This is a genomic window from Saccharopolyspora cebuensis (assembly GCF_039542665.1).
Taxonomy (GTDB): domain Bacteria; phylum Actinomycetota; class Actinomycetes; order Mycobacteriales; family Pseudonocardiaceae; genus Saccharopolyspora; species Saccharopolyspora cebuensis.
Genome location: NZ_BAABII010000016.1, coordinates 508531 through 522059, shown reverse-complemented (window position 1 = coordinate 522059; position 13529 = coordinate 508531). Strand labels below are relative to the sequence as shown.

Here is a 13529-nt window from a genome sequence, read left to right as displayed (position 1 = left end):
CTGCCCGCGGAACTCGCGTGCGGGTGGCGGGAATCCGGGCGCCGCCCCGCGGTCCGCCGGTCTCCCCGCCGGAGGGGACCGGCGGACCGCGGCGGCGTTACCGGCCGCTCGGCCGGAGGCCGATCACCAACTGGGCCACGGCCGACTTGAGGGTCCGGCCCCCGCCGTCGACCACGTCGGTGAACATCACGGCACCCACGATCAGAACCATCAGCAACGCCACAACGATGACGAACACGTCTCTCACCCCTTCTGCCGGAGAGATCGTCCGAACCCGCAAGGGCGTTACGTAGCTGCGACGATGTCCCCCGGACGAGGGGCTGAGCGCTGCGTCACGCCGGAGGGCCGCCGCCGGAGTCCGCCGCCGTCCGGCGCTCTAGCCTGGGGGGCGTGGCCACCAACCGACCCGGGCCCCTGCAGTGGATCTGGTACGCCTACGGCGGCAAGCTGCCGGACCGCTGCGCGGATTGGGTGCTGCACGACGTGACCTGCCGGACGTGGGCGCTGCGCCACTTCGCGCGCTCCCTGGTGCAGTTGGCGCCGTTCTGCCTGCTCGTCCTGCTGCCCGGCCCGCTGTCCATCCGGATCAGCGCCGTCGCGCTCGGGCTGCTGGTCGGCCTGTTCTACTCCGGCTGCTACATCGGCGAGACCGCCGAGCACCGCGCCATCAAGCACGGCCACCCGCCCGGGACCGCGCGCGAGACCAGGGAGATCGCCCGCGACGTCCGCCTGGCGGGCAAGTACGGCGTCGACCACCGCCCGTGGTGGCGATGACCGCCGCCGCCGAGCGCGCGTTGCGCGACGCCGAGCCCGCGGTGTTCTGGACCGACCGCGCCGGGGCCGCGCCCGAGCGCGAACCGGTGCGCCCCGGGGAATCCGCCGACCTGGTGGTCGTCGGCGGCGGGCTCACCGGCCTGTGGACCGCCGTGCTGGCCAAGCAGCGGCGCCCCGAACTCGACGTGCTGCTGCTGGAGGCCTCCCGCATCGCCGGGGGCGGCAGCGGGCGCAGCGGCGGCTTCCTGTCCGAGTCGCTGACGCACGGGCTGGCGCACGGCGCGGCGCTGTGGCCGGACCAGAACCGGCGGCTGGTCCGGCTCGGCCGGGAGAACCTGGTGGCCATCGAGGCGTTCGCCGCCGAGCACGGCATCGACGCCGACCTGCGGATGTGCGGCAAGACCAGCGTGGCCACGGAACCGCACCAGGTCGGCGAGGTCCGCGACGAGGCGGACCTGCACGCCGCGCACGGGATGACCGCGCGGTTCCTCGGCGCGGGCGGGGTGCGCGCCGACCTCGACTCGCCGACCTACCGCGCCGGGGTCCGGCTGCCCGACTCCGGTGGCCTGGTCGACCCGGCTCGGCTGAGCCGGGGCCTGGCCGCGGTGGCCGACCGGCTCGGCGTGCGGCTGCGGGAGCGCAGCCCGGTGCGGTCGCTGCGGCCGGCGGGCGCGGGGCTCGTGGTGCGCACCGCGCGGGGTCCGGTCCGGGCGGGCAGCGCGGTGCTGGGCACCAACGCCTTCCCCGCGCCGCTGCGGGCGCTGCGCCGGCGGGTGCTGCCGCTGTGGGACTACGTGCTGGTCACCGAGCCGCTGTCGGCGCGGCAGTGGGAGTCGCTGGGCTGGCGCGAGCGGCAGGGCGTGACCGACAGCGCCCACCGCTTCCACTACTACCGGCCGACCGACGACGGGCGGATCCTGTGGGGCGGCTACGACGCCGTGTACTACTTCGGCGGGCGCACCGATCCCGCGCTGTCCGCCCGGATCGAGCCGCACCGCGCGCTGGCCCGCAACTTCTTCACCACCTTCCCGCAGCTCGAAGGGCTGCGGTTCAGCCACCGCTGGGGCGGGGCGATCGACTCGACCTCCCGGATGACCCCGGTGTTCGGCACCGCGCTGGGCGGCCGGGTCGCCTACGCCCTGGGCTACACCGGGCTCGGGGTGGCCGCGTCCCGGTTCGGCGCCCTCGTCGCGCTCGACCTGCTGTGGGACGTGCCGACCGAGCGGACCGCGCTGCGCATGGTCGCCGACCGGCCCCGCCCCTTCCCGCCGGAGCCGCTGCGCTGGCCCCTGGTCCGCGCCACGCTGCGGGCGCTGGCCACCGCCGACGCCTCGGGCGGGCGGCGCGGCCGGTGGCTGCGGCTGCTCGACCGGCACGGGATCACCCTCGGTTCCTAGCCCGACCGCTCGGCTGCTCCGAAACGGTCCGTGACCGGGTGATCATTGCGCGTGTCCGGGCGGCGTCCTATGTTCGGTTGGCCGGGAGCTGATCACCGGCCCCACCGCCCGCGGCCGTCCCGGTCGCGGCAGGCGCCGACCGGAGGTGGAATCCATGCCCGACCTCGTCCGAGCCGCGCTGGTCCAGGCGAAGTGGACCGGTGATCCCGGTTCCATGGTCGACCAGCACGAAGCGCACGCGCGGGAAGCCGCCGCCCGGGGCGCGCGGATCGCCGGGTTCCAGGAGGTGTTCAACGCGCCGTACTTCTGCCAGGTGCAGGAGGCCGAGCACCACCGGTGGGCCGAACCGGTCCCGGACGGACCGACGGTCCGGCGGATGTGCGCGCTGGCCGCCGAACTCCGGATGGTGCTGGTCGTGCCGGTGTACGAGGTGGACGGCCCGGGCTTCTACTACAACACCGCCGCGGTGATCGACAGCGACGGCAGCTACCTCGGCAAGTACCGCAAGCACCACCTGCCGAACCTGCCGGGGTTCTGGGAGAAGTACTACTTCCGGCCCGGCAACCTCGGCTGGCCGGTGTTCGACACCTCGGTCGGCCGCATCGGCGTCTACATCTGCTACGACCGGCACTTCCCGGAGGGCTGGCGGGCCCTGGGGCTGGCCGGGGCGCAACTGGTCTACAACCCGTCGGCGACCAGCCGCGGGCTCTCCTCGTACCTGTGGCAGCTCGAACAGCCCGCCGCCGCGGTGGCCAACGAGTACTTCGTCGCCGCGATCAACCGGGTCGGCGTCGAGGAGTACGGCGACAACGACTTCTACGGCAGCAGCTACTTCGTCGACCCCTACGGCCGGTTCGTCGGCGACGTCGCCAGCGACACCGAGGAGGAGCTGGTGGTGCGGGACCTCGACTTCGGGCTGATCGACGAGGTGCGGCAGAAGTGGGCGTTCTACCGCGACCGCCGCCCGGACGCCTACGGCCCGCTCACCGCCCCGTGACCCCGGAGGGACGCGCGATGACGACCACCGCGACGAGGGCGCGCCACCGCGGGCCGGCCGCGCCGACGGGGGTGGCCCGATGAGCCGCACCATCATCCGGGGCGGCCTGGTGATCACCGCCACCGAGGAGATCCGCGCCGACGTGCTCGTCGACGGCGAGCGGATCGCCGGACTCCTCGCGCCCGGAGCGGCCGAGCACTGGGACGCCACCGCGCGGGTGCTCGACGCCACCGGGCACTACGTGATCCCCGGCGGGGTCGACGCCCACACCCACATGGAGATGCCCTTCGGCGGCACCTTCGCCTCCGACACCTTCGAGACCGGCACCCGCGCCGCCGCCTGGGGCGGCACCACCACGATCGTCGACTTCGCCATCCAGCCGCCCGGCGGCTCGCCGCGCGAAGGGCTCGACACCTGGCACGCCAAGGCCGAAGGCCGGTGCGCCGTCGACTACGGGTTCCACCTGATCCTCTCCGACGTCGGGGAGCAGGCGCTCAAGGAGATGGACGGGCTGGTCGGGGAGGGCATCACCAGCTTCAAGCTGTTCATGGCCTACCCCGGGGTGTTCTACAGCGACGACGGCCGGATCCTGCGCACCATGCAGCGGGCGGCCGACAACGGCGCGCTGGTGATGATGCACGCCGAGAACGGCATCGCCATCGACGTGCTCGTCGAGCAGGCGCTGGCCGAGGGGCGCACCGATCCGCGCGTCCACGGCCAGGTGCGGCACCCGCTGCTGGAGGCCGAGGCGACCCACCGGGCGATCCAGCTCTCCCGGGTGGCGGGGGCGCCGCTCTACGTCGTGCACGTCTCGGCGGCCGAGGCGATCGCCGAGATCACCCGGGCCCGCGACGCCGGGCTCGACGTCTTCGGCGAGACCTGCCCGCAGTACCTGTTCCTCACCGTCGACGAGCTGGCCCGGCCCGGTTTCGAGGGGGCGAAGTACGTCTGCTCGACGCCGCTGCGCCCCGCCGAGCACCAGGCGTCGCTGTGGCAGGCGTTGCGCACCAACGACCTGTCGGTGGTCTCGACCGACCACTGCCCGTTCTGCTTCACCTCGCAGAAGGAGCTCGGGCTCGGCGACTTCTCGAAGATCCCCAACGGGATGCCGGGCGTGGAGCACCGGCTGGACCTGTTGCACCACGCCGTCGTGGAGGGCCGGATCAGCAGGCGGCGCTGGGTGGAGCTGGCCAGCACGACCCCGGCCCGGATGTTCGGGCTGCACCCGCGCAAGGGCTCGCTCGCGCCGGGCGCCGACGCCGACGTCGTGATCTACGACCCGGCGGCCGAGCAGGTGCTCTCCGCCGAGACCCACCACATGAACGTCGACTACAGCGCCTACGAGGGCAAGCGGATCACCGGCCGCGCGCGCACCGTGCTCTCCCGCGGCGAGGTCGTCGTGGACGACGGCCGCTACCTGGGGCGCGCCGGGCACGGGCGCTTCCTACCGCGCGACACCTGCCAGTACCTGACCTGAACGAGAGGTGTGCGATGGACTTCGGCCTCGTCCTGCAGACCGACCCGCCGGCGTGGACGGTCGTCGACCGGATGCGCCGCGCCGAGCGCCTGGGCTTCACCCACGGCTGGACCTTCGACTCCTGCGTGCTGTGGCAGGAACCGTTCGTCATCCACAGCCAGATCCTCGGGGCCACCGAGCGGCTGGTCGTCGGCCCGATGGTGACCAACCCGCGCACCCGCGACTGGACGGTGACCGCGTCGCTGTTCGCCACGCTCAACGACATGTTCGGGCCGCGGACGGTGTGCGGGATCGGGCGCGGTGACTCGGCGCTGCGGGTCACCGGCGGCAAGCCGACCACCCTCGGCGCGCTGGAGCAGGCGATGCGGGTGATCAAGGAACTGGCCGAGGGGCGGGAGGTGCTGGTCGGCGGCACCGCGGTGCGGCTGCCGTGGGTGCGCGGCGGCGACCTGCCGGTGTGGATGGGCGCCTACGGGCCCAAGGCGCTGGAACTGGTCGGCAGGCAGGCCGACGGGTTCATCCTGCAGCTCGCCGACCCCTACCTGACGCGGTGGATGGTGGAGCACGTCCGGCAGGCCGCCCGGGAGGCCGGCCGCGACCCGGACTCCATCACGATCTGCGTGGCCGCCCCCGCCTACGTCGGCGAGGACCGCGCCCACGCGCGGGAGCAGTGCCGGTGGTTCGGCGGCATGGTCGGCAACCACGTCGCCGACCTGGTCACCCGCTACGGCACCTCCGGTGCCGTGCCGACCGCGCTCACCGACTACATCCGGGGCAGGCAGGACTACGACTACGCCCACCACGGCCGCGCGGGCAACAGCAGCACCGACTTCGTCCCGGACGAGATCGTCGACCGGTTCTGCCTGCTCGGGCCGGTGGCCGACCACCTCGCCCGGCTGCACGAGCTGCGCGAGGCCGGGGTGGACCAGTTCGCGCTCTACGCCATGCACGACGCGGTCGACGACACCCTGGAGGCCTACGGCGCCCACGTCGTGCCCGCGCTCGCCGGCTGAGCCGGGACGGCCCGTGGCGGTCGGTGCGCACCGCGTCACCCACCGGTGCCCGGCCGACCGCGAGGGCGATCACACGCGCTGCGCTTTGTAGAGTCCCGCGCGAACGTGGCAGTCCCGCTCGACGGGGCACGGCGAGGAGGGAATGCCATGCGCGGTGGTCTTCGCGAGCGGCTCGGCATCGGCTGGACGGTGCACGGCGACGGCCGGGCCCCGCGTCCCGGCACGGCGGTGGGACCGGGTGAACGGCTGTCCTGGGGCCGCACCGCCGGGCTCGGCGCGCAGCACGTGGTCGCCATGTTCGGGGCGACGTTCGTGTTCCCGGTGCTCATGGGCCTCGACCCGAACCTGGCGATCATGGTCTCCGGGGTCGCGACCATCCTGTTCCTGCTGATCGTGCGGGGCAAGATCCCCAGCTACCTGGGCAGCAGCGCGTCCTTCGTCGGAGCGGTGTCGCTGATCCGGGCCGGGGGCGGGGACAGCTCGGCGGTGACCGGCGCCATCCTGGTGTGCGCGGTGGTGCTCGCCGCGGTCGGGCTGGTCGTGCACTTCGTCGGCGGCCACGTGGTGCACCGCGCGCTGCCGCCCGCGGTGTCCGGCGCGGTGGTGATGCTGATCGGCTTCAACCTGGCCCCCGTGGTCGCCGAGACGTACTGGCCGCAGGACCAGTGGATCGCGCTGATCACCATGCTGGTCGTGCTGGCCTGCACCGTGCTGCTGCGCGGGTTCTGGTCGCGGATCGCGGTGTTCCTCGGGCTGGTCTCCGGCTACCTGCTGTCCTGGTCGTTCGACTTGGCGTTCGGCCCGATCACCGCGCCCGACGCCAACGGCGAGGTCGGCACCCGGCTGCGGGTGGACCTCAGCGGCGTGGGCGAGGCCGCCTGGTTCGGGCTGCCGGAACTGCACGGCCCCACCTTCGACGCCGCCGCGATCCTGGTGGTGCTGCCCGCGGTGATCGCGCTCATCGCGGAGAACACCGGCCACGTGAAGGCCGTGGAGGAGATGACCGGCACCCGCCTGGACGGCAGCCTCGGCCGGGCGATCTTCGCCGACGGCTTCGCCAGCGCGCTGTCCAGCTCGATCGGTGGTCCGCCCACCACCACCTACGCCGAGAACATCGGCGTCATGGCGGCGACCCGGGTGTACTCCACCGCCGCGTACTGGGTGGCGGCGGTCGTGGCGATCGTCTTCGGGCTGTGCCCGAAGTTCGGCGCCGTCATCGCCGCGACCCCCGGCGGGGTGCTCGGCGGCATCACCGTGGTCCTCTACGGCATGATCGGCCTGCTCGGCGCCCGGATCTGGGTGGAGAACCGGGTCGAGTTCGGCGACCCGGTCAACCTGCTGCCGCTGGCCGCCGGGATCGTCATCGGCATCGGTGGGGTGTCGCTGGACATCGCACCGCGGTTCAGCATCGGCGGCATCGCGCTGGGCACGATCGTGGTGGTGGCCGGGTACCACCTGCTGCGGTTCGCGGCGCAGCGGAGCCCGCGGCGGGAATAGCGGGGACCGCCCGGCCGCGCCGACACGCGGATGGGCGGTTGCGCCGCGACGCCCGATCCGCTGAGGTGGTGATCACCGGAGGCGGAGGTGGCGGTGCTGGACCAACCCTGGTGGGCGCGCGGCGTGGACGTCACCCGGCCCAGTTCGGCGCGGGTCTACGACGTCCACCTCGGCGGCTCGCACAACTTCGAGGTGGACCGGGAGCTCGCCGAACGCGCGGCGCGGATGATGCCGTCGCTGCCCTCGGTGCTGCGGGCCAACCGGTCGTTCCTGCGGCGCGTCGTCGCCCACCTGGCCGACGCGGGCATCACGCAGTTCCTGGACCTGGGGTCGGGCATCCCGACGGTCGGCAACGTGCACGAGATCGCCCAGCGGGTCGATCCGCGCAGCCGGGTCGCCTATGTCGATTCGGACCTGGTGGCGGTCGCCCACAGCCGGGCCATCCTGCGCGAGGCCCCGCGCGCCACGGCGGTGCGCGCGGACTTCCGGGACGCCGCCGCGGTGCTGTCCCACCCCGGCGTCACCGGACTGCTCGACTTCGACGAGCCGGTCGCGGTGCTGTTCTTCGCGGTGCTGCACTTCGTGCCGGACGACGACGACCCGGCGGGGATCGTGGCCGCCTACGCCGACGCCCTCGCCCCGGGCGGCCACCTGGCGGTGTCGCACGCGTGCAGCGACGACGCGCCCAGCTCCACCCGGCAGGCCGCCGAGATGTACTCCGAGCGCATCGGCGGGTTCTACCCGCGTCCGCTGCGGCGGATCGCCGAGATGTTCGCCGGGCTGCCGATGCTGCCGCCGGGTCTGGTCGACCTCACCGACTGGCACCCGGACACCGACGCCCGGGACACCGACACCCGGGACACCGACGCCTTGGGTGCGCCGCGGGGGGAGCGGCCGCGGACCGGGCCGGGCGGCGTGGCCGTCAAGCGATGAGCGACCGGATCTCCCGGGCGGCGGTCCGGCCCGCCCGGTTGGCGCCGATGGTGCTCGCGGAAGGGCCGTAGCCGACGAGGTGCAGCCGGGGTTCGGCGACCGCCCGGGTGCCGTCGAGCTGGATGCCGCCGCCCGGCGCGCGCAGCCGCAACGGGGCGAGGTGGCCGAGCACCGGCCGGAACCCGGTCGCCCACAGGATGACGTCCACCTCTTCGGCGGTGCCGTCCGGCCACACGACCCCGCCCGGGGTGATCCGGTCGAACATCGGTCGCCGGTGCAGCACGCCCAGCTCCTCGGCGCGGCGCACGGCCGGGGTGGGCGGCAGTCCGGTCGCGCTCACGACGCTGCCCGGGGGCAGGCCCGCCCGCACCCGGCGCTCGACCTCGGCCACGGCCGCGCGGCCCCGTTCCGGGGTGAACTCGGCGGCGGACAGCTCCGGCGGCCGCCGGGTCACCCACGTCGTCGAGGCGATCCCCGCGAGCTCGACGAGGTGCTCGACCGCGGAGATCCCGCCGCCGACCACGAGCACGCGCTCGCCGCGGAACTCCTCGGCGGACCGGTAGTCGGCGGTGTGCAGCTGCCGCCCGGCGAACCGGTCCCGACCCGGGTAGTGCGGGAGGAACGGGTTCTCCCAGGTGCCCGTCGCGTTGACCACCGCGCGCGCGGCCCAGCTCCGCTCGGTGGTCTCGACCAGCAGCCGCTGCCCGACGTCGCGGACGGCCCGGACCCGGACCGGGCGGTGCACCGGAAACGCGAAGGTCCGCTCGTACCGCGCGAAGTACTCGCCGACCACCTCGGCGGCGGGGCGGGCGGTGTCGACCTCGCCCAGCGGGAGCCCGGGCAGGTCGTGGATGCCGTGCACCGCGCCGAGGCGCAGCGACGGCCAGCGCTCGCGCCAGGCCCCGCCCGGGCGGTCCCCGGCGTCGAGCACCACCTGCCCGACACCGAGCCGCCCGAGGTGGTGCGCGGTGCTCAGGCCGGCCTGCCCGGCTCCGATGACGACGGCGTCGACGTGGTCCACGTCCGGGGCAACGGTGCGGTGCGGGAAACCTTCCCGGGAGTGGTGCGCATCACCGGTTTCGGCGCCGCCGCCGACGGGCACTGGCGACCGGCGGGCCTGGCACCCGAACGGGTGCGACGCACGACACCCCGGGGGCGGCTTTAATACCCCGGAAACGAAGCCCTAGTATTGAATTCGTACGTGGGTGTCCGCCCCGAACCGTCTTCCGAGTGCAGTTCCCCGAACGGGGGCGCGCGCTCGCGCGCGCACGCGGGAGAAGGGGAGGTAAGCAGAAGGGAGGCAAGGAAGTGGCAACGGTATGGGTGGCTCTGTTGGTCGAAGCGGTCGTGCTGCTGGGCATGGCAGGAGCTGCGGTCAAGTGGGTGAACCGCTCGCCGGAAAGCAACCCTGACCAGGCCATCGGGGCGACCGCACCGGCTCTGGAGCCGGCGGCCTGACAGGCGCGCCACGGGCTTGCCCCTGCGGGGACAAGCCCGTCGTTTCCTTCTTCGACCGTCTCGCGGTATGCATTTCCCGAGGCGGTTTCATCGTCGTCGAATCGGGTTTCGTTACATGATTCCCGATTCCTTTTCACCTCTTCTCCGCCCGCCCGCCTTCGGCGCCCTTTCGGAACGCGCCGGGTTCTCGGGCGTCCCCCCGTGCGGCGTGCGGGCGAGGCGGAGTCCGAGGCCCCGCGCGAGCGGTCGGCGGCCGTTCGGTGTCGCGCCACCCGGCCCCTGCTGCCCCGTTAGGGTGTGGTCGGCAGAACGAGCGACGGGGAAGGGCTTCCGTGACACCTGAACGAGCGATGACGCAGGCGCCGGCGGAGCGACCGGGTTCGGTCCTCGCCGACTACCGGGCGTTCGTCGAGCGCGCGGTCCGCAATCCCTCGTCGGTCGGAGCGGTCGCGCCGAGCTCGCCCGCCCTCGCGGACCGCATCGCCGCCGTGGTGCCCTCCAGCGGCGATCCCGTGGTGGTCGAGCTGGGACCCGGTACCGGCGCGCTGAGCCGGGCCATCGCTCGGCGGCTGCCCGAGGGCGGGCGGCACGTGGCCATCGAGGTCGATCCCGGCATGGTGGACCACCTCAACCGGGCGCTGCCGTGGCTGGAGGTGGTCCAGGGCGATGCCGCCCGGCTCGGCGAGCTGCTCCCGGGCGCCGGGATCGAGCGGGTGGACGCCGTGGTCAGCGGGCTGCCCTGGTCGATCTTCCCCGGCCGCCTCCAGGAGGACATCCTCCAGCAGGTCGGGGCGGTGCTCGCCCCCGGCGGTGCCTTCACCACGTTCGCCTACGTGCACGCCTTGGGCATGACCGGCGCCCGCGAGTTCCGGCGCAGGCTGGACCGCGGCTTCGACGAGGTCCTCACCAGCCACACCGTGTGGCGCAACGTGCCGCCCGCGCGGATCTACGCCTGCCGCCGACCCCGCCGGGCCTGAGCGCCCCGCCGAACGGCTCGCGAACCGAGGGGTGAGACCGTCCTGGGAACGGCGGAACGGCGGAACGGGGCCGGGGCGCTTGTGGCGCCCCGGCCCCGTTCGTCGATTACCCGCCGGATCGGCGGGAGATCAGGAGCGGATCATCTTGCGCAGCACGTACTGCAGGATGCCGCCGTTGCGGTAGTAGTCCGCCTCGCCGGGGGTGTCGATCCGGACGGTGGCGTCGAACTCCACCGCGGAGCCGTCGGCCTTGGTCGCCGTGACCTTGACCGTCTCCGGGGTCTCGCCGCCGTTGAGGGCGGTGATGCCGGAGATGTCGAAGGTCTCGGTGCCGTCCAGGCCCAGCGAGGACGCCGAGGAACCCGCCGGGAACTGCAGCGGGATGACGCCCATGCCGATCAGGTTCGACCGGTGGATGCGCTCGAAGGACTCGGCGATGACCGCCTGCACGCCCAGCAGCCGGGTGCCCTTGGCCGCCCAGTCGCGCGACGAGCCGGAGCCGTACTCCTTGCCGCCGAGCACCACCAGCGGGGTGTCCTGCGCGGCGTAGTTCTGCGCGGCGTCGTAGATGAACGCCTGCGGCCCGCCGTCCTGGGTGAAGTCGCGGGTGTAGCCGCCCTGCACGTCGTCCAGGAGCAGGTTGCGCAGCCGGATGTTGGCGAAGGTGCCCCGGATCATCACCTCGTGGTTGCCGCGGCGCGAGCCGTAGGAGTTGAAGTCCTTGCGCTCGATGCCGTGCTCGGTGAGGTACCGGCCCGCGGGGGAGTCCGGCTTGATCGCACCGGCCGGGGAGATGTGGTCGGTGGTGACCGAATCGCCCAGCAGCGCCAGCACCCGGGCCCCGGCGATGTCGGTGACCTCGCTCGGCTCCATGCCCATGCCCTCGAAGTACGGGGGCTTGCGCACGTAGGTGGACTCGGCGTCCCACTCGAAGGTCTGGCCCTCGGGGGTGGGCAGCGACCGCCAGCGCTCGTCGCCGGAGAACACGTCGGAGTAGTCCTTGGTGAACATCTCCTGGGTGATCGCCGAGTCGATGACCTCCTGGACCTCCTGCGGCGACGGCCAGATGTCGCGCAGGTACACCGGGTTGCCCTCGGTGTCGTTGCCCAGCGGGTCGGTCTCGAAGTCGAAGTCCATCGTGCCCGCGAGGGCGTAGGCGATGACCAGCGGCGGCGAGGCCAGGTAGTTCATCTTGACGTCGGGGTTGATCCGGCCCTCGAAGTTCCGGTTGCCCGACAGCACCGAGACCACCGACAGGTCGTTGTCCTGCACGGCGCCGGAGATCTCCTCCGGCAGCGGCCCGGAGTTGCCGATGCAGGTGGTGCAGCCGTAGCCGACCAGGTGGTAGCCCAGCTTCTCCAGGTACGGCCAGAGGCCGGCCTTCTCGTAGTAGTCGGTGACGACCTGCGAACCCGGCGCCATCGAGGTCTTGACCCACGGCTTGCGGGTCAGGCCCTTGTCCACGGCGTTGCGGGCCAGCAGCGCCGCGCCCAGCATCACCGACGGGTTCGAGGTGTTGGTGCAGGAGGTGATCGAGGCGATCACCACGGCGCCGTGGTCCAGCTCGAAGGAGCCCAGCTCGTCGGAGGAGACGTGCACCGGCTTGGACGGCCGGCCGTTCGCGCCGTGGGCCGCCGAGACGACCTTGGGGGTCGAACCGTCCCCGGTCACCGACGGGGCGTCGCTGGCGGGGAAGGACTCCTTGCCCGCTTCGTCCAGCGCGTCCTCGGTGCCGTCGCTGGTGACGTAGTCGGTCAGCGAGTGGCGGAAGGCGCCCTTGGCGGCGGAGACCGCGATCCGGTCCTGCGGGCGCTTCGGGCCGGCGATGGACGGGACCACGGTGGACAGGTCCAGCTCGAGGTACTCGGAGTACTCCGGCTCGGCGTTCTCGTCGTGCCAGAGGCCCTGCTCCTTGGCGTAGGCCTCGACGAGGTCGACCTGCTCGGTGGAGCGGCCGGTGAGCTTGAGGTACCGGATCGTCTCGTCGTCGATCGGGAAGATCGCGCAGGTCGAGCCGAACTCGGGGCTCATGTTGCCGATGGTGGCGCGGTTGGCCAGCGGCACCGAGGACACGCCCGAGCCGTAGAACTCGACGAACTTGCCGACCACGCCGTGCTCGCGCAGCATCTCGGTGATGGTCAGCACGACGTCGGTGGCGGTGGCGCCCGCCGGGATCTCCCCGGTGAGCTTGAAGCCGACCACGCGCGGGATGAGCATCGACACCGGCTGGCCGAGCATCGCGGCCTCCGCCTCGATGCCGCCGACGCCCCAGCCCAGCACGCCGAGGCCGTTGACCATCGTGGTGTGCGAATCGGTGCCCACGCAGCTGTCCGGGTACGCCTGGCCGTTGCGGGCCATCACGGTGCGGGCCAGGTGCTCGATGTTGACCTGGTGCACGATGCCGGTGCCCGGGGGGACGACCTTGAACTCGTCGAAGGCGCCCTGGCCCCAGCGCAGGAACTGGTAGCGCTCCTTGTTGCGGCCGTACTCGAATTCGACGTTGCGCTCGAAGGCGTCCGGCTTGCCGAACACGTCGATGATCACCGAGTGGTCGATCACCAGCTCGGCGGGGGCCAGCGGGTTGACCTTCGAGGTGTCCCCGCCGAGCTCGGCGACGGCTTCGCGCATGGTGGCCAGGTCGACGACGCAGGGCACACCGGTGAAGTCCTGCATGATCACCCGCGCCGGGGTGAACTGGATCTCGGTGGCCGGGTCGGCCTTGGCGTCCCAGTTCGCCAGCGCGCGCACGTGGTCGGCGGTGATGTTGGCGCCGTCCTCCGTCCGCAGCAGGTTCTCCAGGAGGATCTTGAGGCTGTAGGGCAGCCGCTGCGCACCGTCGACCGCGTTGAGCCGGAACACCTCGTAGGAGGCGTCACCGACCTTCAGCGTGCCGCGGGCGCCGAAGCTGTCCTTGCTCGCAGGTGCAGTCACGTTCAACTCCATCTCGCGACGGACGCAAGTTCGGGAACGAGTGCGAGTCTCGCGCACGTCGGCCGAGCGTGCGCG

General features: G+C 72.9%; 12 protein-coding genes. 9 read left to right on the top strand and 3 right to left on the bottom strand.

Annotated elements, in window-relative coordinates:
* Window positions 1–97 precede the first annotated feature (97 nt).
* On the bottom strand, window positions 98–238 hold the full coding sequence (locus tag ABD976_RS22640) for a hypothetical protein (RefSeq protein WP_345366434.1): 141 nt from the start codon (window positions 236–238) through the stop codon (window positions 98–100).
* Window positions 239–390: 152 nt separating this feature from the next.
* On the opposite strand from ABD976_RS22640, the gene ABD976_RS22635 reads away from it, so the two are divergent.
* The 7 genes from ABD976_RS22635 to ABD976_RS22605 all read left to right on the top strand — a co-directional run bounded on the left by ABD976_RS22635 (window position 391) and on the right by ABD976_RS22605 (window position 8088).
* Window positions 391–774: a DUF5313 family protein gene (locus ABD976_RS22635; RefSeq protein ID WP_345366432.1), complete on the top strand. Its 384-nt coding sequence runs from the start codon at window positions 391–393 to the stop codon at window positions 772–774.
* On the top strand, window positions 771–2171 hold the full coding sequence (locus ABD976_RS22630) for an NAD(P)/FAD-dependent oxidoreductase (RefSeq protein WP_345366430.1): 1401 nt from the start codon (window positions 771–773) through the stop codon (window positions 2169–2171). Before ABD976_RS22635 ends, ABD976_RS22630 begins: the two co-directional genes overlap by 4 nt.
* Window positions 2172–2325: 154 nt before the next feature.
* Window positions 2326–3168: a nitrilase-related carbon-nitrogen hydrolase gene (locus ABD976_RS22625; protein ID WP_345366428.1), complete on the top strand. Its 843-nt coding sequence runs from the start codon at window positions 2326–2328 to the stop codon at window positions 3166–3168.
* A gap of 79 nt (window positions 3169–3247) precedes the next feature.
* Window positions 3248–4645: a dihydropyrimidinase gene (gene hydA, locus ABD976_RS22620; protein WP_345366426.1), complete on the top strand. Its 1398-nt coding sequence runs from the start codon at window positions 3248–3250 to the stop codon at window positions 4643–4645.
* Window positions 4646–4659: 14 nt separating this feature from the next.
* Window positions 4660–5658 (top strand): TIGR03842 family LLM class F420-dependent oxidoreductase, encoded by a 999-nt coding sequence (locus tag ABD976_RS22615; RefSeq protein WP_345366424.1) that lies wholly within the window; start codon window positions 4660–4662, stop codon window positions 5656–5658.
* A 147-nt stretch (window positions 5659–5805) separates the two neighbouring features.
* Window positions 5806–7155 (top strand): uracil-xanthine permease family protein, encoded by a 1350-nt coding sequence (locus ABD976_RS22610; RefSeq protein WP_345366422.1) that lies wholly within the window; start codon window positions 5806–5808, stop codon window positions 7153–7155.
* Between the two features lie 93 nt (window positions 7156–7248).
* Complete coding sequence (locus ABD976_RS22605; protein ID WP_345366420.1) at window positions 7249–8088, top strand: SAM-dependent methyltransferase; 840 nt, start codon at window positions 7249–7251, stop codon at window positions 8086–8088.
* Here the strand turns inward: ABD976_RS22605 and ABD976_RS22600 are convergent.
* Window positions 8078–9109 carry an NAD(P)-binding domain-containing protein gene (locus ABD976_RS22600; RefSeq protein ID WP_345366418.1) on the bottom strand — a complete coding sequence of 344 codons (1032 nt, stop codon included), beginning with the start codon at window positions 9107–9109 and terminating at the stop codon, window positions 8078–8080. The two genes, ABD976_RS22605 and ABD976_RS22600, sit on opposite strands and share 11 nt — an antisense overlap.
* Before the next feature lie 209 nt (window positions 9110–9318).
* On the opposite strand from ABD976_RS22600, the gene ABD976_RS22595 reads away from it, so the two are divergent.
* Window positions 9319–9546, top strand: coding sequence for a hypothetical protein (locus ABD976_RS22595; RefSeq protein ID WP_345366416.1), 228 nt, complete (start codon window positions 9319–9321; stop codon window positions 9544–9546).
* Window positions 9547–9896: 350 nt separating this feature from the next.
* Window positions 9897–10523: a class I SAM-dependent methyltransferase gene (locus ABD976_RS22590; RefSeq protein ID WP_345366414.1), complete on the top strand. Its 627-nt coding sequence runs from the start codon at window positions 9897–9899 to the stop codon at window positions 10521–10523.
* Between the two features lie 129 nt (window positions 10524–10652).
* Here ABD976_RS22590 and ABD976_RS22585 read toward each other — a convergent pair whose 3' ends face one another.
* On the bottom strand, window positions 10653–13466 hold the full coding sequence (locus ABD976_RS22585; RefSeq protein ID WP_345366412.1) for an aconitate hydratase: 2814 nt from the start codon (window positions 13464–13466) through the stop codon (window positions 10653–10655).
* Between the last annotated feature and the right edge of the window lie 63 nt (window positions 13467–13529).

Bases quoted from the DNA above. Each gene is read 5' to 3' on its own strand.
- ABD976_RS22630 (WP_345366430.1), top strand. From the start codon at position 771: ATGACCGCCGCCGCCGAGCGCGCGTTGCGCGACGCCGAGCCCGCGGTG.
- ABD976_RS22625 (WP_345366428.1), top strand. From the start codon at position 2,326: ATGCCCGACCTCGTCCGAGCCGCGCTGGTCCAGGCGAAGTGGACCGGT.
- hydA (WP_345366426.1), top strand. From the start codon at position 3,248: ATGAGCCGCACCATCATCCGGGGCGGCCTGGTGATCACCGCCACCGAG.
- ABD976_RS22615 (WP_345366424.1), top strand. From the start codon at position 4,660: ATGGACTTCGGCCTCGTCCTGCAGACCGACCCGCCGGCGTGGACGGTC.
- ABD976_RS22610 (WP_345366422.1), top strand. From the start codon at position 5,806: ATGCGCGGTGGTCTTCGCGAGCGGCTCGGCATCGGCTGGACGGTGCAC.
- ABD976_RS22590 (WP_345366414.1), top strand. From the start codon at position 9,897: ATGACGCAGGCGCCGGCGGAGCGACCGGGTTCGGTCCTCGCCGACTAC.
- ABD976_RS22585 (WP_345366412.1), bottom strand. From the start codon at position 13,466: ATGGAGTTGAACGTGACTGCACCTGCGAGCAAGGACAGCTTCGGCGCC.